Source organism: Mycolicibacterium sp. XJ870 (assembly GCF_053483975.1).
On the sequence record NZ_JBEFTI010000004.1, the window covers coordinates 114,182 to 134,698 of the forward strand.

The 20,517-nt window shown below is 66.1% G+C and carries 19 protein-coding genes; 15 read left to right on the top strand and 4 right to left on the bottom strand.

What is annotated here, in order from left to right; genetic code table 11:
- Nucleotides 1-12 precede the first annotated feature (12 nt).
- Nucleotides 13-1,188 carry a serine hydrolase domain-containing protein gene (locus ABQF30_RS17750; RefSeq protein ID WP_448466093.1) on the bottom strand — a complete coding sequence of 392 codons (1,176 nt, stop codon included), beginning with the start codon at nucleotides 1,186-1,188 and terminating at the stop codon, nucleotides 13-15.
- Between the two features lie 90 nt (nucleotides 1,189-1,278).
- Between ABQF30_RS17750 and ABQF30_RS17755 the strand changes: the two genes are divergently transcribed.
- From ABQF30_RS17755 to ABQF30_RS17780, 6 genes are all read left to right on the top strand, one after another.
- Entirely contained in the window at nucleotides 1,279-2,877 is a 1,599-nt protein-coding gene (locus ABQF30_RS17755) for an aldehyde dehydrogenase (NADP(+)) (RefSeq protein ID WP_448466095.1), read from the top strand.
- A 28-nt stretch (nucleotides 2,878-2,905) separates the two neighbouring features.
- Nucleotides 2,906-3,829, top strand: a complete 924-nt coding sequence (locus tag ABQF30_RS17760) for a 5-dehydro-4-deoxyglucarate dehydratase (RefSeq protein ID WP_448466097.1) — start codon at nucleotides 2,906-2,908, stop codon at nucleotides 3,827-3,829.
- The gene (locus ABQF30_RS17765; protein WP_448466099.1) at nucleotides 3,829-5,094 is read left to right on the top strand and encodes a glucarate dehydratase family protein; all 1,266 of its coding nucleotides are present in this window, start codon (nucleotides 3,829-3,831) and stop codon (nucleotides 5,092-5,094) included. The genes ABQF30_RS17760 and ABQF30_RS17765 overlap by 1 nt, the downstream gene beginning before the upstream one ends.
- A 350-nt stretch (nucleotides 5,095-5,444) precedes the next feature.
- Nucleotides 5,445-6,665, top strand: a complete 1,221-nt coding sequence (locus ABQF30_RS17770; RefSeq protein ID WP_448466101.1) for a PP2C family protein-serine/threonine phosphatase — start codon at nucleotides 5,445-5,447, stop codon at nucleotides 6,663-6,665.
- On the top strand, nucleotides 6,662-8,239 hold the full coding sequence (locus tag ABQF30_RS17775; protein WP_448466103.1) for a sensor histidine kinase: 1,578 nt from the start codon (nucleotides 6,662-6,664) through the stop codon (nucleotides 8,237-8,239). Before ABQF30_RS17770 ends, ABQF30_RS17775 begins: the two co-directional genes overlap by 4 nt.
- The gene (locus tag ABQF30_RS17780) at nucleotides 8,236-8,682 is read left to right on the top strand and encodes a response regulator (protein WP_448466105.1); all 447 of its coding nucleotides are present in this window, start codon (nucleotides 8,236-8,238) and stop codon (nucleotides 8,680-8,682) included. Before ABQF30_RS17775 ends, ABQF30_RS17780 begins: the two co-directional genes overlap by 4 nt.
- Here ABQF30_RS17780 and ABQF30_RS17785 read toward each other — a convergent pair.
- Nucleotides 8,655-9,110 carry an ATP-binding protein gene (locus tag ABQF30_RS17785; protein ID WP_448466107.1) on the bottom strand — a complete coding sequence of 152 codons (456 nt, stop codon included), beginning with the start codon at nucleotides 9,108-9,110 and terminating at the stop codon, nucleotides 8,655-8,657. The two genes, ABQF30_RS17780 and ABQF30_RS17785, sit on opposite strands and share 28 nt — an antisense overlap.
- Before the next feature lie 33 nt (nucleotides 9,111-9,143).
- Nucleotides 9,144-9,530, bottom strand: coding sequence for an STAS domain-containing protein (locus ABQF30_RS17790; RefSeq protein WP_448466109.1), 387 nt, complete (start codon nucleotides 9,528-9,530; stop codon nucleotides 9,144-9,146).
- A gap of 217 nt (nucleotides 9,531-9,747) precedes the next feature.
- On the opposite strand from ABQF30_RS17790, the gene ABQF30_RS17795 reads away from it, so the two are divergent.
- Nucleotides 9,748-10,674: a LysR family transcriptional regulator gene (locus ABQF30_RS17795; RefSeq protein WP_448466111.1), complete on the top strand. Its 927-nt coding sequence runs from the start codon at nucleotides 9,748-9,750 to the stop codon at nucleotides 10,672-10,674.
- 224 nt (nucleotides 10,675-10,898) lie between these two features.
- Here ABQF30_RS17795 and ABQF30_RS17800 read toward each other — a convergent pair whose 3' ends face one another.
- Complete coding sequence (locus ABQF30_RS17800) at nucleotides 10,899-11,879, bottom strand: 2-hydroxyacid dehydrogenase (protein ID WP_448466113.1); 981 nt, start codon at nucleotides 11,877-11,879, stop codon at nucleotides 10,899-10,901.
- Between the two features lie 296 nt (nucleotides 11,880-12,175).
- Here ABQF30_RS17800 and ABQF30_RS17805 point away from each other — a divergent pair, with 296 nt between their 5' ends.
- The 8 genes from ABQF30_RS17805 to ABQF30_RS17840 are packed head-to-tail and all read left to right on the top strand — an operon-like array spanning nucleotide 12,176 to nucleotide 20,516.
- Nucleotides 12,176-13,729: an ABC transporter substrate-binding protein gene (locus ABQF30_RS17805; protein WP_448466115.1), complete on the top strand. Its 1,554-nt coding sequence runs from the start codon at nucleotides 12,176-12,178 to the stop codon at nucleotides 13,727-13,729.
- A 19-nt stretch (nucleotides 13,730-13,748) separates the two neighbouring features.
- Nucleotides 13,749-14,678, top strand: coding sequence for an ABC transporter permease (locus ABQF30_RS17810; protein WP_448466117.1), 930 nt, complete (start codon nucleotides 13,749-13,751; stop codon nucleotides 14,676-14,678).
- A gap of 11 nt (nucleotides 14,679-14,689) precedes the next feature.
- Nucleotides 14,690-15,682 (top strand): ABC transporter permease, encoded by a 993-nt coding sequence (locus tag ABQF30_RS17815; RefSeq protein ID WP_448466119.1) that lies wholly within the window; start codon nucleotides 14,690-14,692, stop codon nucleotides 15,680-15,682.
- Nucleotides 15,679-16,665 carry an ABC transporter ATP-binding protein gene (locus tag ABQF30_RS17820; RefSeq protein ID WP_448466121.1) on the top strand — a complete coding sequence of 329 codons (987 nt, stop codon included), beginning with the start codon at nucleotides 15,679-15,681 and terminating at the stop codon, nucleotides 16,663-16,665. Before ABQF30_RS17815 ends, ABQF30_RS17820 begins: the two co-directional genes overlap by 4 nt.
- Complete coding sequence (locus ABQF30_RS17825) at nucleotides 16,658-17,647, top strand: ABC transporter ATP-binding protein (protein WP_448466123.1); 990 nt, start codon at nucleotides 16,658-16,660, stop codon at nucleotides 17,645-17,647. The genes ABQF30_RS17820 and ABQF30_RS17825 overlap by 8 nt, the downstream gene beginning before the upstream one ends.
- Nucleotides 17,644-18,366, top strand: coding sequence for a sulfite exporter TauE/SafE family protein (locus tag ABQF30_RS17830; RefSeq protein ID WP_448466125.1), 723 nt, complete (start codon nucleotides 17,644-17,646; stop codon nucleotides 18,364-18,366). The genes ABQF30_RS17825 and ABQF30_RS17830 overlap by 4 nt, the downstream gene beginning before the upstream one ends.
- 1 nt (nucleotide 18,367) lies before the next feature.
- Complete coding sequence (locus tag ABQF30_RS17835) at nucleotides 18,368-19,156, top strand: IclR family transcriptional regulator (RefSeq protein ID WP_448466127.1); 789 nt, start codon at nucleotides 18,368-18,370, stop codon at nucleotides 19,154-19,156.
- Nucleotides 19,157-19,172: 16 nt separating this feature from the next.
- Nucleotides 19,173-20,516, top strand: coding sequence for an enolase C-terminal domain-like protein (locus tag ABQF30_RS17840; protein WP_448466129.1), 1,344 nt, complete (start codon nucleotides 19,173-19,175; stop codon nucleotides 20,514-20,516).
- The last annotated feature ends 1 nt before the right edge of the window (nucleotide 20,517 follow it).

Below are 20,517 nucleotides of genomic sequence, written 5' to 3' on the forward strand. Positions count from 1 at the left end.
GCGCGTTCTGCGTCAGGCGAGAGCGTCGTAGAACAAGGTCAGGTAGCGGGCCGTGCGCTCAGAACCTTCGATGCCTGGCCCCATTTTGTTCATCACGTAGGCGAACGTGGCGCGCCGGTCGGGGTTCATGGTTTCCCATGACCCGCCCCAGCCGCCCCAGAAGCAGATCTTCTCGTCCGGGATGAACGGAATGGATTCCAGCTGCGGCAGGCCGAACCCGAGGCCCCATTTGATCGGGTGGTTCGCCAGCACCACGTCCGGACCTTCGACCTGCACCTCGAAGATGCGTTCGATGGTCTCCGGTCGCAGCAGCTTGACACCGCTCACGTTGCCGCCCAAGGAGATCGCCGAGAGTATTCGGGCCAGCGCACGCGCATTCGTATGGCCGTTGGCCGCGCCGATGTCGGCCGCCCGCCATTCGGCCGTGTTCGCGGCGCTTGGATCGGGGGCCGGGCCGGTGAACGTCTTCAGCATCGGTTCCGGCCACTGGTCCATGGGTGGAAGGTCGAACGGTTCGGTGGCGGGAATGATCTCGGCGATGCGATGGGCGTCCTGCACCGCGGCGCCGAGTTGGAAGTCCGCTTCGAGCGGGCCGGCGATCTCTTCGGCGACGAACTGCTTGAGCGATTTTCCGGTGATCCTGCGAACCAGCTCGCCGATCAGATGGCCGAGGGTCAATGCGTGATAGCCAGATGCGGCGCCCGGCTCCCACCACGGAGCCTGGGCGGCGAGCATGGCGGTGGACTTGTCCCAGTCGTAGAGGTCTTCGATGACTACCGGTTGATCCCAGCCTGATACCCCGGACGAATGGGACAGCACGTGGCAGACCAGGACGTCCTGCTTGCCGTTGGCGGCGAATTCCGGCCAGTAGGCCGCGACCGGGGCGTCCGGGTCGAGTAGGCCGCGGTCGATGAGCATCAGCGCCGCCAGACTGGCCACCGTCTTGGTCGACGACCACACGTTGACGATGGTGTTCTCGGTCCAGGGAGTTGTTCGCGCTGTGTCGGCGTATCCGCCCCAGATGTCGACGACAAGGTCCCCGTCGATGTCGACGGCAATCGCTGCGCCGGTCTCCTGACCACTGTCGATTGCTTCTGCCAGTGCGTCCCGAATGGGGTGGAAGCGGGGGGCGCAGTGGCCGTGTATGCGGTCGCTCACCGCCACATCATGCGGGAGCGAAGCAGCCATCCGGGGCGGAACGAACTAATACAAACCGTGCATGAGTAAGCCGCAAATTTGACTTGGACAAGTATTTATCCGGGTCGTACGGTTTCCACTATGACATCCATGGCACAGACGTCAGACCTGACCGGACAGATGTTGATCGCCGGAACGCCGGCGCGCGGCAGCGGCATTGAGATCCGCGGCATCGATCCGCAAACCGGAACCACACTCGAACCCGCCTACGCGTACGGCGATGGATCGCATGTCGAAGCCGCGTGTGCTGCAGCCGCCGAGGCTTTCGGGGCCTACCGGGCCGCGCCGATCGAAACCCGGGCCCGCTTCCTGGAAACCATTGCTGCCAACCTCGAATCCATCAGCGATGCGCTAGTCGACCGCGCGCATGCCGAGAGCGGCCTGCCCCGGCCGCGTCTGACCGGTGAGGTGGGGCGCACCGCAGGGCAGTTGCGACTGTTCGCCGGTGTACTGCGTGAGGGCAGCTGGAACGAGGCCCGCATCGATCCCGCACTCCCGGACCGAACCCCCTTGCCGCGTCCCGACATTCGTCAGCGCAGCGTGCCGCTGGGGCCGGTCGTGGTGTTCGGGGCCAGTAACTTCCCGCTCGCCTTCTCCGTCGCCGGTGGCGATACCGCCTCCGCGCTGGCCGCGGGCTGCCCCGTTGTGGTCAAAGCGCACGACGCGCATCCCGGCACCTCCGAACTCGTCGGCCGTGCCATCACCGAAGCCGTCGCCGCCACCGGGCTGCCGGCCGGTACGTTCTCGCTGCTGTACGGGTCCGGCCCGGAATTGGGCATTGCGCTGGTCACCGACCCCCGCATCAAGGCGGTCGGTTTCACCGGATCCCGCACCGGCGGCATGGCGTTGGTGTCGGCCGCGGCGGCCCGGCCCGAACCCATCCCGGTGTACGCCGAGATGAGCGCCATCAACCCGGTCTTCCTGCTAGGCGGTGCTCTGGCCAGCCATGGCGCCGATCTGGGCCGTGCCTTCGTCGGCTCACTGACCATGGGCTCCGGACAGTTCTGCACCAACCCCGGCCTAGTCGTCGCGATCGACGGTCCCGACCTGGACACCTTCGTCGCGGCGGCAGCCGAGGCAGTGACCGCGGCCGCGCCGACCCCGATGCTCACCCCCGGTATCGCCGACAATTTCCGCACCGGCGTCGAGGCGCTGCAGAACGAGGCCGAACTCATCGCCCGTGGATCCGACGCCGACGCGCCTGCAGTCTCCTGCCGCGCCGCGCTGTTCCGGACCGAAGCCGGCACCTTCCTGGGCTCAAAGGCATTGCAAGAGGAAGTGTTCGGTGCCTCCGGTGTCGTCATCCGATGTGCCGATGTCGCCGAGATGCGCCGGGTCGCGGCCAGCCTGGAGGGGCAGTTGACCGCCACGATCCATGCCGACGAGACCGACAACGGCCAGGCCGCCGAACTGCTGGACGTGCTCGAGCTCAAAGTGGGCCGGATTCTGTTCAACGGCTGGCCAACCGGTGTCGAGGTGGGGCATGCCATGGTGCACGGCGGGCCATTCCCGTCGACCTCTGACTCGCGCACCACCTCGGTCGGTGCTCGCGCGATCGAACGGTTCCTGCGGCCGGTGTGCTACCAGGATGCACCGAAGTCATTGCTGCCCAGCGCTATTGCCGATGGAAACCCGGACGGGTTGTGGCGGCGCATCGACGGCCAACTCACCAAAGACTGACCACCAAGAAATCTGAGGAGTAGAAAACATGCTCGACGGCGTCCTGTTCTTTCCCGTAACGCCGCTCACCGCATCCGGTGAGGTGGACGTTGACCGGCTCGCGCAGCACGTCGCCAAGGGCGTCGACGCTGGGCCCGGCGGAGTGTTCATCGGTTGCGGCACCGGCGAATTCCACGCCCTGGAGCCGGACGAGATGCGCACCGTGGTGCGCACCGCCGTCGAGGCGGTGGGCGGCCGGGTTCCGGTGTACGCGGGCGCCGGCGGTTCGATCGCTTCGGCGAAAGCGTTCGCCCGGGTTGCCGCCGAGTCGGGCGCCGACGGGCTGCTGCTGCTCCCGCCGTACCTGGTGGAGATGCCGCAGGCCGGCCTGGTGGCCTACACGCGTGAGGTCAGTGCCGTCACCGATCTTCCGGTGGTGGTCTACAACCGCAACAACGCGCGCTTCACCGAGGCGTCGGCCATCGAGGTCGCACAGCTGCCCAACGTCGTCGGGTTCAAAGACGGCACAGGCGATTTCGACCAGGTCGGCCGCATCGTGCGCGCGGTGACCGATGCGCTGGAGCCGAGCGGAAAGCCGTTCCAGTTCTTCAACGGCCTGCCCACCGCCGAGGTCTCCCAGCAGGCCTACCGGGCCATCGGGGTGACGCTGTACTCGTCGGCCACCTTCGCCTTCGCCCCCGACGTGGCGCTGGCCTTCTACCAGGCGCTGGAAACCGCCAACGAACCGCTGACTGCGGCGCTGCTGCGCGAGTTCTACCACCCGCTGGTCCGACTGCGCGACAAGGTTCCCGGTTACGCGGTGTCCTTGATCAAAGCCGGCGTCACCATGGAAGGCTTGCCTGCCGGTCCGGTGCGGGCCCCGCTGGTCGACGCCAGTCCCGAGGACGTCGCCGAATTGCAGCGCATCCTCGCTGCGGGCCGTGCGGTGATCGCCGACGCACTGGTGCACTGATGTCGGGCAACCGGATCCGTATCACCGGCGCCCGCATCACCCCGGTCGCATTCGCCGACCCACCGCTGCTCAACACCGTCGGTGTGCACCAGCCGTACGCGCTGCGGGCGATCATCCAACTGGACACCGACGCGGGGCTGACCGGCCTCGGCGAGACCTACGCCGACACCAAGCATCTGCAGCGACTGACGGCCGCCGCCAACGCAATCGTCGGCCGGGATGTATTCGCGCTCAACGCCATCCGCGCAGCGATCGCTGACCGGCTGCGCGGCGACAACACAGCGGTCGGGACTGCGGGCATGATCACCTCGGCAAGCGCCGTCGACCAGGTCTTCTCGCCGTTCGAGGTCGCCTGCCTCGATGTGCAGGGACAGGCTATCGGCAGGCCGGTGTCAGATCTGCTCGGCGGCGCCGTGCGCGACGCGGTGCCGTTCAGTGCCTATCTGTTCTACAAATGGGCCGCCCATCCCGGTGCCGAGCCCGACGGCATGGGTGAGGCGCTCGACCCCGACGGCATCGTCGCGCAGGCCCGCCGCATCATCGACGAATACGGCTTCACCGCAATCAAACTCAAGGGTGGAGTGTTTGCACCCGAGGAGGAGATGGCGGCCATCGAAGCGTTGCGCGCCGCGTTCCCCGACCATCCGCTGCGCCTCGACCCCAACGCGGCCTGGACTCCCCAGACCTCGATCAAGGTGGCCTCCGGCCTGGCGGGCGTGCTGGAGTACCTGGAAGATCCTGCTCCCGGCCTGGACGGCATGGCCGAGGTTGCGGCCCAGTCGCCGATGCCGTTGGCCACCAACATGTGTGTGGTCGCGTTCGACCAGCTGGCGCCTGCCGTCGCCAAGAAGTCGGTGTCGGTGGTGCTGTCCGATCACCACTACTGGGGCGGGCTGCAGCGGTCGCGGTTGCTCGCCGGAATCTGCGACACCTTCGGCCTGGGCCTGTCCATGCACTCCAACTCGCACCTGGGCATCAGCCTGGCTGCGATGGTGCAACTGGCTGCTGCCACACCCAATCTGACCTATGCCTGCGACACGCACTGGCCGTGGAAGACCGAGGACGTCGTCGCACCAGGTGTGCTGCGGTTCGTCGACGGCTCCGTGCCGGTGCCCACCGCGCCCGGTTTGGGTGTGCAGATCGACGACGAAAGTCTGGCCGCGTTGCACGAGCAGTACCTACGGTGCGGCATTCGGGACCGCGACGATACCGGGTACATGCGCAGCATTGATCCCTCGTTCGTGGCGACAAGCCCGCGCTGGTAACTCAGGTCTCAGGAGCGCGTCCTGGGCAATGTCGGCGGTAGGCGCTGTGCCGAGCGTGCGGGTTATCAATGCGATCGAGGAGAAATGCCGCAGTAACCGACACACTCGCCACAGGGTCTGCTTCACGACATGACGGACCCGTCCGATCGCGACGGGCATTAAGCAAAATGGCCGAAGTCTGGTGTGCTGGATCGGCGACTTGTGTCGCCGGTCGACCGATGCTCCCTAGCGACCATGCAAGCATCCGCGATGAATTGACGCCCGCGACTAGGTATTGTCGAGAAGTTGTCACTAAAGCAGAGGGTCAGCGCGACCGGGGTGACCGAATTGCGTAAAGGACGTGATGGCCCATGCGCGCGCCACTAGACCCGCAGCTGCACACCGCGGCCAGTTCGAGCGTTGCCCGTACGCCGAGTACGCCCCGGTTATCCCTGCTACTGGTCGAGGACGACCGCGCGGACGCGTTGCTCGTGGAAGAGTTGATCGCAGATGCCGCCGCTGACATCGACTTCATGTGGGCGCAGTCCATAACCGAAGCCGCCCGCACAATTTCGGACCGACGGCCCGATTGTGTGCTCCTCGATTTGAACCTGCCCGACTCGACCGGGATCGACGCCGTGCATCGCCTGAGCAGGCTCGATGCCACCATCCCGATCATCGTGCTCACCGGCCTGACCGACGAGCATTTCGGGGTTTCGGCCGTCGCATCAGGCGCCCAGGACTACCTGGTCAAGGGCCGGGTCGATCCGGAGATGCTGCGGCGTGCCGTGTTGTACGCCATCGAACGCAAGCGCGCCGAGTTCACCGCGGTCGACTTGCATGCCAGCCAGCTGCGCGCGCAGGAGAACGCGCGACTCGAACGTGGGTTGCTTCCGTCGCCGCTGCTGTTGGCGGACCCGGGTGTCGAGATCGTCACGCAGTCCCTGCCGAGCCGACGGGACGCCCTGATCGGCGGGGACTTCTACGACGTCGTGCAGACGTCCGATCGGACCGTACACGTGATGATCGGCGATGTCGCAGGTCATGGCCCGGATGCTGCCGCAGTCGGCGTGGCACTGCGGATCGGTTGGCGCGCACTCACTTTCGCCGGGCTGCGCGGTAACGAGCGGATGCATCAGCTTGACCGGATCCTGACCACCGAGCGTCCTGGGAAGGGAATCTTCGCTACTCTGCTGAGCGTGGCGTTGGCTCCCGACAGCGGTGGCTTCACCGCTGTCCGCGCCGGGCATCCCGGTATGTTGCTGCACGGCCGGAACACCGTGGACTGGCTCGAACCGCCTGCTGGGCCCGCCCTCGGCCTCGGCGCCAGCGAGTGGCCGGTGAACCATCTGCAATTGGATGAAGGACACGGTCTCCTGTTACTCACCGACGGACTGTTCGAGGGCCATGCGGGCCGCGGGGACGAACGCCTCGGCGAAGACGGATTGCTCGCACTGGCCCGTTCCGTTGCGGCGCTGCCCGGGCCTGAATTCGTGGCCTCGCTCATAGGCCAAGCCGAGTCCCGTGCCGGGTTGCACGGCGGACTGACCGACGACATCGCGGTTATCCGCGTGGAGCGCTCGTCACCATGAAGCTCACGGTGCAAGCCTGGCAGAACCTGGTGTTGTCGGTCATGGGGATCGTGGTGCTGTCCGGTGCGGTGACCGGCGCCGTCCTGATGGACCGGACCGACGACGTCTCCACTGAACTCACCAACCATATTCAGCCTGCCCGGGTGGCCGCCTACCAGTTGCAGGTGGCGCTGCGCGACCAGGAAACAGCGGTGCGCGGCTATGCAATTGCGGCCGACCGCCAGTTCCTGGCGCCATACACCGATGGGCAGCGCACGGAAACGGCTGCCGCCGAGGAAATCCGGTCCTACCTGGCCGGCCGCAGCGACCTCATCGCCGACCTCGACGCGATCGAAGACGCCGCTGCGGCGTGGCGCACCACATATGCGGAACCGCTCATCTCCAGCGTCACCCCGGGTAGGCCTGCCGTCGTAGAGACGAATCTGAATGAGCGTGGAAAGGTCGAATTCGACCGGCTGCGTGACCTTTTCGTCGTGCAGAACAACCATCTCGGCGCGGCGAGGCAAGCCGGCGTCGACGAGCTTGCGCGGGTACACGATTGGCGCGACGGTGTCCTGGGCGCGATGATCGCCGCTTTCCTCCTCATGGTGGTACTGCTCGCGGTGTGGGTGCGCAGCGCCGTCACCCGGCCGCTGGCCGCTCTTGCGGAATCCTGCCGGAGAATCACCGACGGAAATTTCAGTGAGCGCATCATTCCCAAAGGGCCCCACGATATTCGGGAGATTGCGGCTGACGTCGACGACATGCGCCAGCGGATCGTGGACGAGCTCGACGAGTCGCGATCTGCCAAAGCCGCCCTTGACGAGCAGGCCGACGAACTGCGGCGGTCCAACGCCGAGCTCGAGCAGTTCGCCTACGTGGCATCGCATGATCTGCAGGAGCCTTTGAGAAAGGTCGCCTCCTTCTGTCAGTTGCTCGAGAAGAGGTATGGCGACCAGCTCGATGAGCGCGGGATCGAGTACATCGGATTCGCCGTCGACGGTGCCAAGCGCATGCAGGTGCTCATCAACGACCTGCTCACCTTTTCGCGCGTGGGGCGGCTCAACGCAACGCACACCGAGGTGGACCTCAACAGCTCGGTGGACACCGCGCTGAGCAACCTTGCCACCGCAATCGCCGAATCGGGGGCCGAGGTGACCCTTCCGTCCCAGCCGCTGCCGGTGGTCGACGGCGACCCGACTCTGCTGGTGATGCTGTGGCAGAACCTGATCGGCAACGCGGTGAAGTTTCGGCGTTCGGACGTCGCCCCGCGCATCGTGATCGACTGCCGAGAAGGCACGGGCGACTATTCGGACAACTGGGTGTTCACTTTGTCGGACAACGGCATCGGCATCGCCGAAGAGTTCGTGGACAAGGTTTTCGTGATCTTTCAGCGGCTCCATGGCCGCGATGCCTACGGCGGAACGGGCATCGGACTCGCGCTGTGCAAGAAGATCGTCGAACATCACGGCGGAACCATCTGGATCGACACGTCGTACCGGGACGGAACCCGGTTGCACTTCACACTGCCCGCCACGCCCGCCACCGAGCCGAACGCAATACCGCACGCCCTGCTGGAAGGAAGCTCCGAATGACCTCACTACCCGACAGCCGAGCGATCGACATCCTGCTGGTCGAGGACGATCCCGGCGATCAGCTGATCACCCGGGAAGCCTTCGAGCACAACAAAATCAAGAACAATCTGCACATCGCCCACGACGGTGAGGAGGGGCTGGACTTCCTGTACCGGCGAGGCGGGTTCGAAGATGCGCCGCGGCCGGACCTGATCCTGCTCGACCTCAATCTGCCGAAGTACGACGGCAGGCAGTTGCTGGAGAAGGTGAAGTCCGACGAGAATCTGTGTCACATTCCGGTCGTCGTGCTCACCACTTCGTCGGCGGAAGAAGACATCCTGCGGAGCTACCGGCTGCACGCCAACGCCTACGTCACCAAACCGGTTGATCTGGACCAGTTCATGAACGCGGTACGGCAGATCGACGAGTTCTTCGTTCAGGTGGTGCGGCTCCCGCCGTCCTGAGCGGAGAGGTGATCCCACTGCAGACGGACGTGAGTGCCGTTGGGCGTCGGGTCGATGGTGGCTCGGTCGGTGAGGGCATGCATAAGGGGTATCCCGCGGCCACGGGCAATGTCGTTGGTCGGTTCGCTGATCCGCCAGGTGCCCTCGTCGTCGACCGTGACGGTGAGGACCGCCGTCCGCCCGTCGTAGTGGGCGCGCACATGCATGACGCCGGGTTGCCGGGCACCCACGTATGCGAACTCCGCCGCGTTGGCCAACGCCTCGTTGACGGCCAGCACCACGTCACTTGCCTTCACTGGGTCGAGCGTCACGTGCCTGCGCAACCAATCCGCGAACTCTTGGCGAATCTGGGCGGCTCGTTCCGGGGCTGCGGCGACGTCAACCTTGGCGAAGCTCGCATTACAGGCTGACTGCACTGACTTTGTCATAACGACCTGCTGGCTACCCGATTGTGCCCCGTTTTATGTCGACAGTGCAGACAACGCTTCGTCGAGCGTGGCGAACAGGCCGACGACGTCGGCGATCCCGACGAGTTTCAGCGGCCGACTGGTGGCGGGTCCGTCGGCGACCACGGCGAACCGCACCGCGGGACTCAGCTCATCCTGCGCAGCGACCAGCACGCCCATGCCTGCAGACGCCAAGAATTCGACGTCGGTCAGATCGACCACCACGGCCGACGGTGAACTCTTCGCGGTAGCGCCAAGCGCAGCCTCGAGTTGCGGGGCGGTGAGCATGTCCACCGTGCCGGCCACCGAAATCACGTTGATCTCGCCGATGCGGCGTTCCTCGACGGCGCAGGTGGTTGCCGCCGCGGCACCACCGATGGCCGGATCTGGCTGGCTAGTCATCGTCACCTCCGACGTGTTTCTGCCCTTATGACGACAGTCGACAAATACTAGCGGCTCTAGCGGTCTGGCCACCGTACAGCTTCTTACCCGCGGGGAGGTGAGCCCGAAACCTGAGTACCCGGATCACCCCGGCGGTTAAATGCACGCCTGGGCGATCGCGGGTCGCTATTCATACGGTTCGCGCATTTATCAACGGCGCCGCGGATAGGCTGCAGCGGTGTTTTCACTGTCCAGGCTCTCCTGCTTCATCGCCGTCGCCGAGGAGCTGCACTTCGGCCGCGCCGCTGAGCGGCTGCACATGACCCAGCCGCCGCTGAGCCGGCAGATCCAGCAGCTGGAGAACGAACTCGGCGTGCATCTGATCGACCGGACCACCCGCTCGGTCACGCTCACCCCCGCCGGGGTGGCGTTCCTGCCCGACGCCCGGCGGATCCTGCAGCTGGCCGAAGGCGCCGCGCTCAACGTAAGGCGGGTTCCCGCAGGCGATCTCGGCACTGTGGTGATCGGTTTCACCGCGGCCTCAGCGCACGCCATCCTGCCGCCATTGCTCGATGCCGCCCGCGCACAGCTACCGGACGTGAAACTCGATCTGCGAGAGATGGTTACGGCGGTTCAGATCGAGGGGTTGATGACCGGCGAGCTGGACCTGGGGATGGCCAGGCCGCCGCTCAAGCGCCCCGGCCTGGTATCCCGGCCGCTGTTACACGAACAGCTCATCGCCGCGCTGCCGGCCGATCATCCACTGGTGGAAGTGGGCCGCCAACTCACGCTCAACGACCTCGACGGCCAGGACATGGTCATGTATTCGCCGCTGCAGGCGCGGTATTTCAACGAACTGCTGATCAGCGCGTTCACCATCGCCGGTGCCACCCCGCGCTACGTCCAGTACGTCACGCAGGTGCACACGATGCTGGTGCTGGTGCGCTCGGGAATCGGCATTGCGCTGGTGCCTGCGTCGGCGGCCACCCTGCATCCCGAGGGCGTCGTGTTCCGGTCGATCGGGGCGTTCCGTGAACGTCCGGTGGAACTCGACGCCGTGTGGCGGGGTGACAGCACCAACCCGGCGTTGCTGCGGCTGCTGCGCGACGTGCTCCCGCCGCGCGAATGGACCACCGACGACCTGGTCGAGGATTTCGTGGGTTGACGAGGCCGGCGAGATATAGCCTGGCGTGCATACAACGCGAGAACTCGAGGGGAGTTCACCATGCCGCGACGTGACCGCCGGGACCGGGTTGACCGGGACCGGGACATCTACTATCCGCCTCAGCCGGCAGTGCGCCCGCAGTCCAAGGTTGCCTGCGGTTGCCATTGCGGTTCGTGCAATTCAGGTGCGCACTGCCACAACATGGGCACCGGCTGCAACGTGCGCTAACCGGCGCTCGAAGCAGCAGGCATCGGCACCGGGGTGACCAGCTCGCCGGACTCCAGGAACTTGTCGAGGTTGGCCAGCGTCAGCGCCTCCATGGCGGCCCGGGTTTCGACGGTGCCGCTCGCGACGTGGGGTAGTAGCACCACGTTGTCCATGGTGAGCAATGCCTCGGGCACGTGCGGTTCGTCGGCGAACACGTCGAGCCCGGCCCCTGCCAGCCGTCCGTGGGCCAGTGCGTCGACCAGGGCGTCCTCGTCGACCACGCTGCCACGGGCGATGTTGACCAGATAGCCGCTGTGACCGAGTGCGTCGAGCACCTCCCGGTCGACCAGATGCCTGGTCCCGTTGCCGCCTGCGGCGGCGATCACCAGGACGTCCACCTGTCGGGCGAGCTCGACCGGAGAAGAAGCGTATTGGTAAGGGCTGTCGGCGATCTCGCGACGATTGTGGTAGCTGATCGGGCAGCCGAACGCGGCGAGTCGGGTGGCGATGGCCGTGCCGATCCGGCCCAGCCCGATGATCCCCACCCGTGCGCCCGAAACCTTGTGGGTCAACGGGTAATTGCCGTCGACGGGCCAGCGGCCGGCGCGTAGATAGCGGTCAGATGCGGAAAACTGTCGCATGGCGTCGATCAGCAATCCGACAGCCGTATCGGCCACACAGTCGCTGAGGACATCGGGGGTATTGCTGACGGCGACCCTTCTGGCGGCAGCTTCCCCGACGTCAGTGGTGTCGTAGCCGACTCCGAAGTTCACCACCGCACCCAGGTTCGGCAGCGCCGACATGAGTTCGGCGTCCACGCCGGTGCGTCCCGAGGTCACCACCGCGGTGATCGTGGCGCCGTGCTCGGTCAGGAAGGCGTCGCGCTCGGCGCCGTCGGGCAGGACGTGGGCTTTGTAGCTGGTCCGCAGCGTCTCGGCGAGCGATGGCTTGAGCGGGCCCACCTGTAGGACGCGGTGGGTCGAATCGACGGGGGACATGCAGTTACGGTAAGCCCGCCTGCAAATACCCGTCCAACACGGAAATAGCATGGGTTAATACGCAAGCTGCATAATTGCCCCGACGGCATTGCCTCGGCCGCATCACTGCGGCGTCCCCGACCATAATGACGCAGGTCAACGCCATATTTGTCGCCTTCTGGCCATGCATTTGAGATGCGGATATACGCCGCTCTGCCCGATTTCAGTGGGTTGACGGTCCCTGCCGAACGTTCCTAGCGTGTGTCTGCGGTCACAACCAGCATCCACATACGTGGACGTCACCCTGGAGGATCCCGATGCGCCGAACTCAGCACACGCTGGCCTTCCTCGCCGTTGCTGTATGCGCGGTCGCCTCCGGGTGCACCGTGGCGAACACCGCGCAGGGCGGCTACGACCCCAACACCCTGCGCATCGTGCTGCCTCAGGAACCGCCCACGCTGGAGCCCTGCGAGAGCTCACTCACCTCGACCGGCGTGGTGGTGCGCTCCAACATCACCGAGCCGCTCATCGAACGCAATCCCAAGACCGGCGACCTGCTGCCGCTGCTGGCCACCGGTTGGCGCCAGACCGCGCCCACCCAATGGACTTTCGACGTTCGCGAGGGCGTCACGTTCTCCGACGGCACGCCTTTCACCGCTGCCGACGCCGCGTTCTCGATCGACCGGGCGGTCAACTCGGACCTGCAGTGCAACGTCGACGGATACGTGTTCGGCGACGATGTGCTCGACGTCTCCGCGCCCGACGCCAAGACCGTCATCGTCGGCACCCCAGAACCCGATCCGATTCTGCCGCTGCGTATTTCGTTCGTCGAGATCGTGCCGAAGGCCACCAGCATGAAAGAAAAGGTGCGCGAGCCGATCGGTACCGGCCCCTACGCGATCGAGGGCTGGGAGTACGGGCAGAAGCTCGTACTGCACCGCAACGACAAATACTGGGGCGATAAGCCCGATTTCGCTCGCGCCGAATACCAGTGGCGCAGTGAGGGCAGTGTGCGTGCGGCCATGGTCGTCAACGACGAGGCCGACATCGGAACCTCGGTGGGGCCGGAGGACGGCGCCGAGGAACTCGGCGTGCCGTTCCCCAACAACGAGACGACGGCGTTGCGTATCACCGCCACCGAAGCACCGCTGGATGACATCCGGATCCGCCATGCCATCAACTACTCGGTAAACCGCGCGGGCATCGTCAAAGCACTGTTCCGCGGCTTGGGCGAGCCGGCGTCACAGCTGATCCCCGAAGGCGTCGTCGGCTACAACGAGGACCTGCAACAGTGGCCATACGACCCCGAGAAGGCCAAGCAACTGGTCGCCGAGGCCAAAGCCGACGGCGTTCCGGTGGACCGCCAGATCCGGCTGATCGGCCGCAACGGTCTGTTCCCCAAGGTCACCGAGACCGTCGAGGTGATCCAGAACGAGCTGTCCAAGGCCGGGCTGAACGTGAAGATCGAGATGATGGACACCGCGGCCCAGTTGCAGTACCAACTACAGCCCTTCCCGGCCGATGCCGGACCGTTCCTCGCGCTGATCCAGCACGGCAACCAGGCCGGTGACGCGGCATTCAGCGTCGACCAGTACATGCGCAGCGACGGCGCGCAGAGCGCTTACGGCACAACGGCGTTCGACAAGAAGATCGAGGCGGCCGGTGAGCTCACCGGGCAGCAACGCCAGGACGCGTACGCCAAGGTGTTCGCCGACGAACCCAACGAGATCGGGCAGTTCGCCTATATCGCCCATATGACCGGTGTTCTCGCGAAGTCGCCCAGGGTGGACTATCAGCCCGACGCCGCGACCGGTGACGAGATGCGCCTGGCGACAATGACGTTCGCCAGCGACCGCACCGACGAGCAGTGACCAGCGGAAGGCCCTAGCCATGTTCCCATTCGTCCGGCGCCGGATGTACACCAGCGCGATCCCGTTGCTCATCGTCCTGCTCGGGGTGTTCCTCCTGGCCCGGCTCACCGGTGATCCGACCAACCTGTACCTGCCCGAGTCGGCCACGCCCGAGCAGCGCGAGGCGTTCAGGGCCGCCAATGGCTTCGATGAGCCGATGCTCACCCAGTTGGTGGACTACTTCAAGGGCGTCATCCACCTCGACTTCGGCACGTCGCTGCGCACCGGGGAGGCGGCATCGGAGATGGCGCTGCGGGCGTTCCCCGCCACCTTGCAACTCGCCGTCACCACAATGCTTCTCGCGATCATCGGTGCGGTGATCATCGGCTGCTGGGCCGCCTACCGGCCCAACTCCATCGCCGACCGGTTCTCCAGCCTGCTGTCGATGACCGCGGCGTCCATCCCGGACTTCTGGTTCGCCATCACCGGCGTCTGGCTGTTCGCAGTGCTGCTGGGCTGGTTGCCCACCTCCGGCGTCGACAACGGTGTGCTGTCCTGGGTCCTGCCGATCGCGACCCTGATGATCCGCCCGCTCGGGGTGCTGACCCAGGTGGTCCGCGGTGCGATGGTGTCGGCTCTTTCCGCGCCGTACATCCGGCTGGCGCGCAGCAAGGGTGCCGGCGACCTGCGGGTGGTCAGCCACCACGCATTGCGCAATGCGGCCGCGCCCGCGCTCACCGTCGCCGGCGACCTGGCCGTCGGCCTCATCAACGGCGCCGTGGTGGTCGAGGCCATCTTCGGGTGGCCCGGCATCGGCAAGCTGATGATCGACGCGATCCTGCAACGTGACTTCGCGGTGCTGCAGGCCGCCGTATTGCTCACCGCAGTCAGCATTTTCATTCTCAACATCGCCATCGACGCCTGTTACGCACTGCTCGACGCCCGCGTCCGCGAACCGGCCAAGGTTTAGGAGTCAACCTAATGAGCGAACAAATCGACCTTGTGCCGGTGAAACCGACGACTGCAATCGTTGGTGAGGCCGAAACCGCGACAGCCCGAAGGCGCGACCGCAGTGTCTGGCTGCGGATGCTCGTCAACGATCGCGTGGCCGCGGTGGCGGCCGGCGTGCTGACCCTGGTCTTCCTCACCGCCATCTTCGGGCCCATGCTGGTCGGCAACCTTGCCACCGACATCAACCTCGACAATTCCAACCTCGCCCCGTTCACCCTGAGCCACGGCTGGGCCAACATCCTGGGCACCGATCCGCTCGGCCGCAGCATGCTGGCCAGGCTCATCGTCGCCAGCCGCACCACACTGTCGGTAGCCGTTCCCGCCGTGCTGATCTCGGCGATCGTCGGATCGGTGATCGGGATGTGGGCCGGATATCACCGAGGCTGGCGGGAAACCCTCGCGATGCGGGTCGCCGACGTCATCATGAGCTTCCCGTCGCTGCTGCTCGCCGTCGTGGTGCTCTACGTGTTCTCACCCAGTGCGTCCAACATCGTTCTGGTGTTGGCGATCACCAGGATCCCGGTCTACCTGCGCACCGCACGCGCCGAATCGGCCGAGCTGCAGAGTCCGGTCTTCGTCGACGCGGCCCGCACATTCGGCGCGGGCGCCACGTCGATCATCACCCGCCACGTCGTACCGATCGTGCTGCCCACGCTGCTCACCGTCGCCACGCTGGACTTCTGCTACGTCATGCTGGCCGAATCCTCGCTGAGCTTCCTGGGTATCGGAATCCAGCCGCCCGATATCAGCTGGGGCCTCATGGTGAGCCAAGGCCGCACCTACCTGCACACCGCATGGTGGTTGTCCTTCTTCCCCGGCCTGGCCATCGTCATCACCACGGTGTCGGCCACCATCCTCGCCGCCTGGGCGCGGATCGCCACCGACCCCGCTCAGCGCTGGCGGCTCACCGTGCCGCAGAAACGCCTGTCCCGCTTCACCAAGACCACGAAAGCGCTGTCATGAGCACTGCCATCGCTGATCCAGCACTGCAGGTCGACGGATTGTGCGTCGACATCCGCACCATCACCGGAACTGTCCGCGCGGTGAACAACGTGTCGTTCGCGGCCCACCGCGGCGAAACCCTGGCGCTGCTGGGCGAATCCGGGTGTGGCAAGTCGATGACCGCCACGGCGCTGGTGGGCTTGCTGGAGCCGGTCGCCGAGGTCGTCTCGGGCACCGCCACGCTCGGCGCCACCGATCTGTTCAGCGCAGGCCGCAAGAAGCGCCGGGAGCTCGCGGGCACCGAACTGGCAATCGTCTTCCAGGACGCGCTCACCGCGCTCAACCCGCTCTACACGGTGGGAACCCAACTGGCCGAACCCTTCCGGATCCATCAGGGGATGAGCGCCAAGGAGGCTAAACGCCGGGCCGTCGAACTGATGGACCGCGTCGGGATTCCGCAGCCCGAAACCCGGTTGAACTCCTACCCGCACCAGTTCTCCGGCGGCATGCGCCAGCGACTACTCATCGCGATGGCCGTGGCGCTCAACCCCAGCGTGCTGATCGCCGACGAGCCCACCACGGCGCTCGACGTCACAGTGCAGGCCCAGATCATGGCATTGCTGCGGGATCTGCGGACCGAGTACGACATGGCGGTCGTGCTGATCACCCACGATCTTGCGCTGGTGGCCGAGGAGGCCGACCGCGTCGCGGTGATGTACGCCGGGCAGGTCGTCGAAACCGGCCCGGTGGCAGAGGTTTTCGCCAACCCGCGACACCCTTACACCAAAGGCCTGCTCGATTCGGTTCCGGTCAGCGCGGTTCGCGGCGACACGCTCAAGTCGATCGGCGGCTCCCCGCCCGACCTGCATTCGATCCCGCCGGGTTGCGTGTACCAGGACCGGTGCCCGCTGGCCCGCGACATCTGCGTCACCACCCGGCCGGTGCTCGAAGGTGACGGCCGGCGCAGTGCGTGCCATTTCCCGCAGGAGGTGCAAAATGTCTGATCAGCTGTTGACTGTCCGCGATCTGCACAAGTCGTTCCGGGTTCCGGGCGCCAAGAACCGGCTGGCCGCCCTCGACGGCATCAACCTGGACCTGGCACGCGGTGAGACGCTGGGCCTGGTCGGTGAATCCGGCTGTGGAAAGTCCACCCTGGCACGGACATTGATGATGCTGGAGCGCCCAGACTCGGGCACCGTGTCTTTCGACGGCATCGACCCGTTCAGCCTGCGCGGCAAGGATCTGCTGAAGTTCCGCCGCCGGGTGCAGATGGTGTTCCAGGATCCCTACGCGTCACTGAACTCCCGCATGACGGCAGCCGACATCATCTCCGAGCCGTGGCGCACCCACAGGACGCTGTACCCGAACCGCGCGGACCGGGAGATGCGGGTCCGTGGGCTGCTGGACATGGTCGGGCTTGGCGCCAAGGCGGCCGACAAGTATCCGCAGGAGTTCTCGGGCGGACAGCGACAGCGTATCGGCATCGCGCGGGCGCTGGCTCTCGACCCGGACGTCATCATCTGCGACGAACCGGTTTCGGCCCTTGACCTTTCGGTGCAGGCACAGGTGCTCAACCTGCTCAACGATCTGCAGGCCGAACTCGGCATCGCCTACATCTTCATCTCGCACGACCTGTCGGTGGTCCGCCACGTCGCCGACCGCGTGACGGTGATGTATCTCGGCCGGATGATCGAAAGCGGCGCCACCGAGGACGTTTACCGGAACCCGCGCCACCCCTACACCGCGGCACTGATGTCGGCGGCCCCGAAACTCGATGCCGAGCAGCGCAACAACCGGATCCTGTTGAGCGGCGAAGTGCCGTCGCCGCTGAATCCGCCGTCGGGCTGCCGGTTCCGGACGCGGTGCTGGAAAGCCACCGAGATCTGCGCGGAGCAGGCACCGCCGGCCGTCGCAGACCTGGAAATCGCAAGCCACCTCGCCGAATGTCACCATCCGTTGCAGCCGGCCGTGCCGGTCTCGGCGTGAGTGTCGCCGGATACCTGACAATCGCCGCAGCGATCGTGCTGGCGTCGTGCATGCAGGCCTCGATCGGCTTCGGGATGGGGATGCTGGCGGCGCCGATCGTCGCCATCGTCGATCCCGGCCTGATCCCGGGCACCCTCATCATGCTGGCCACCATGGTCACTCTGATGGTGGTGGTGCGCGAACGCGAGGACATCGACCTGGCCGGAACAGGCTGGGCCCTGGCCGGGCGCGTGCCGGGAACCATCGCCGGGGCGCTGCTGCTGATGGTGCTGCCGGAGCGGGCGCTGGCCTATGCGCTTGCCGCCGTGGTGCTCGGCGGGGTTGCGCTCACCAGCTTTGGCTGGGTACCCGTGCCGCACCGGCGCAATCTGGTGCTTGCCGGCGCCACTTCGGGCCTGCTCGGCACCGCCACCTCGATCGGCGGGCCGCCGATGGCGTTGGTGTGGCAGAACAACACCGGTGCGCGGCTGCGCGGGACGATGAGCGGCTTCTTCCTGGTGGGGTCGGTGCTGTCGATCGTGTTGCTGGCGATCACCGGGTCGATCGACCACCACACCGTCACGGTATTTGCCATGCTGATTCCGGCCTGCGTCGTCGGCTATGTCTTGTCCCGGTGGGTCAACCGCCATCTGGACCGGCAACGGCAACGGTGGGCGGCGATCGTGATCTCCACACTCGGGGCCGTGGTGCTGATCGTCCGTCAGTTGATGGGAGGCTGAGATGACCGGTGTGAAATCCGCGGTCCGCACCGTGGAGCTGCTCGAGTACCTGGCAGCCCGGCCCGATCAGCCGACCCGCATCCGGGAGATCTGTGCGGCGCTGGAGATGCCACGCAGTTCTGCACACGCACTGTTGCGAACCCTGGTGGCACAGGGCTGGGTGCGCATCGATGAGGCGGGGGACGACGCCGGCACGCAATACAGCATCGGTATCCGCGCACTGCTGGTCGGCACCAGTTACCTCGACGCCGACCCGTATCTGCCGATGATCACGCCCTTCCTCGACGACCTGCGCGGCCAACTGGACGAGACATTCCATCTGGGCCGGCTCGACGGTGATGACGTGGTGTACCTGGCCACACGGGAATCCCGGCAGTATGTGCGCGCCACCAACAAGGTTGGGCGTCGGCTGCCGGCCTACGCCACCGCGCTGGGCAAGGCGCTGCTGGCCGAACGGTTCGGCGCCGAGCTCGACGTGCACATCCCCGCGACGCTGACCCCGCTGACCCCGCGCACTGTCACCGACCGTGGCGTTCTGGACGCTGCGCTCGACGAGGTCAGGGTCCGCGGATACGCCACCGACAACGAGGAAAACACCCCGGGCATCAAGTGTTTCGCGGTCACCCTGCGCTATCAGCAGCCCGCACAGGATGCAATCAGCGCGTCGGTGCCGTTGTCGCGCCTCACGCCGGAGCGTGAACGCGAGATCGTCGACGCGTTACGCATGATGTGCGACAAGGTGTCCCGGGTGGTGCGGCCGGTAGCCAATGGAGACAAGTGGTTTGCATGAAGATGAGGAGTACGTCATGAGCACAGAAACCCCCGTCGTCACGAACATGACGGTGGTCCCGATCGCGGGACACGACAGCATGCTGCTGAACCTCAGCGGCGCGCACGGACCGTTCTTCACCCGAAACCTGCTGATCCTCAAGGACTCCGCCGGTAACACCGGGGTCGGGGAGGTGCCGGGCGGCGAGGCGATCCGGCGCACCCTCGACGACGCCCGGACGCTGGTCGAGGGCAGGTCGATCGGGGAGTACCACGCCACCCTGGCAAGCATCCGGCGCGAGTTCGGCGATCGTGACAGCGGCGGCCGCGGTGCGCAGACCTTCGATCTGCGGGTCGCCGTCCATGCCGTCACCGCGGTGGAATCAGCACTGCTGGATCTGCTCGGCAAGCACCTCGGGGTGCCGGTTGCAGCACTGCTGGGTGACGGGCAACAGCGTGACCGGGTGCAGGCGTTGGGCTATCTGTTCTTCGTCGGTGACCGCAACCGCACCGACCTGCCGTACCAGTCGGCCGCCGACGAGCCGGCAGGCGCCGATGATTGGCTGCGTATCCGCCACGACGAGGCACTTACGCCGGAGGCCGTGGTGCGGCTGGCCGAGGCGGCCCGGGCGCGCTACGGGTTCCGCGACTTCAAGCTCAAAGGCGGTGTTCTGCCCGCAGCCGATGAGGCCAAGGCCGTCACCGCACTGGCCGAACGGTTCACCGACGCCCGAATCACCCTGGACCCCAACGGCGGCTGGCTGCTTGCCGATGCCATCGACACCTGCCGGCAGCTGACAGATGTGCTGGCCTACGCCGAGGATCCGGTCGGTCCGGAGGGCACGTTCTCGGGCCGGGAGGTGATGGCCGAGTTCAAACGGGCCACCGGCCTGCCGACCGCCACCAACATGATCGCCACCGACTGGCGCGAGATGGGACACGCAATTCGCTCCGGCGCCGTAGACATCCCGCTCGCCGATCCACACTTCTGGACCATGAGCGGCTCGGTGCGCGTCGCGCAACTCTGTGATGCCTGGGGGTTGACCTGGGGCTCGCACTCCAACAACCATTTCGACGTTTCGTTGGCGATGTTCACCCATGTCGCGGCCGCCGCGCCCGGAAACATCACCGCCATCGACACCCACTGGATTTGGCAGGATGGCCAGCGCATCACCAAGCAGCCCTATCGGATCGTCGACGGCTACCTCGATGTGCCCGCCGTGCCCGGTCTGGGCGTCGAGCTGGATGACGAACGCGTGGCCGCGGCCCACGAGCTGTACCTGGCCAAGGGGCTCGGCGCGCGCGACGATGCGGCAGCCATGCAGTTCCTGATTCCCGGCTGGAAGTTCGACAGCAAACGCCCTGCGCTGCAACGGGGTTGAG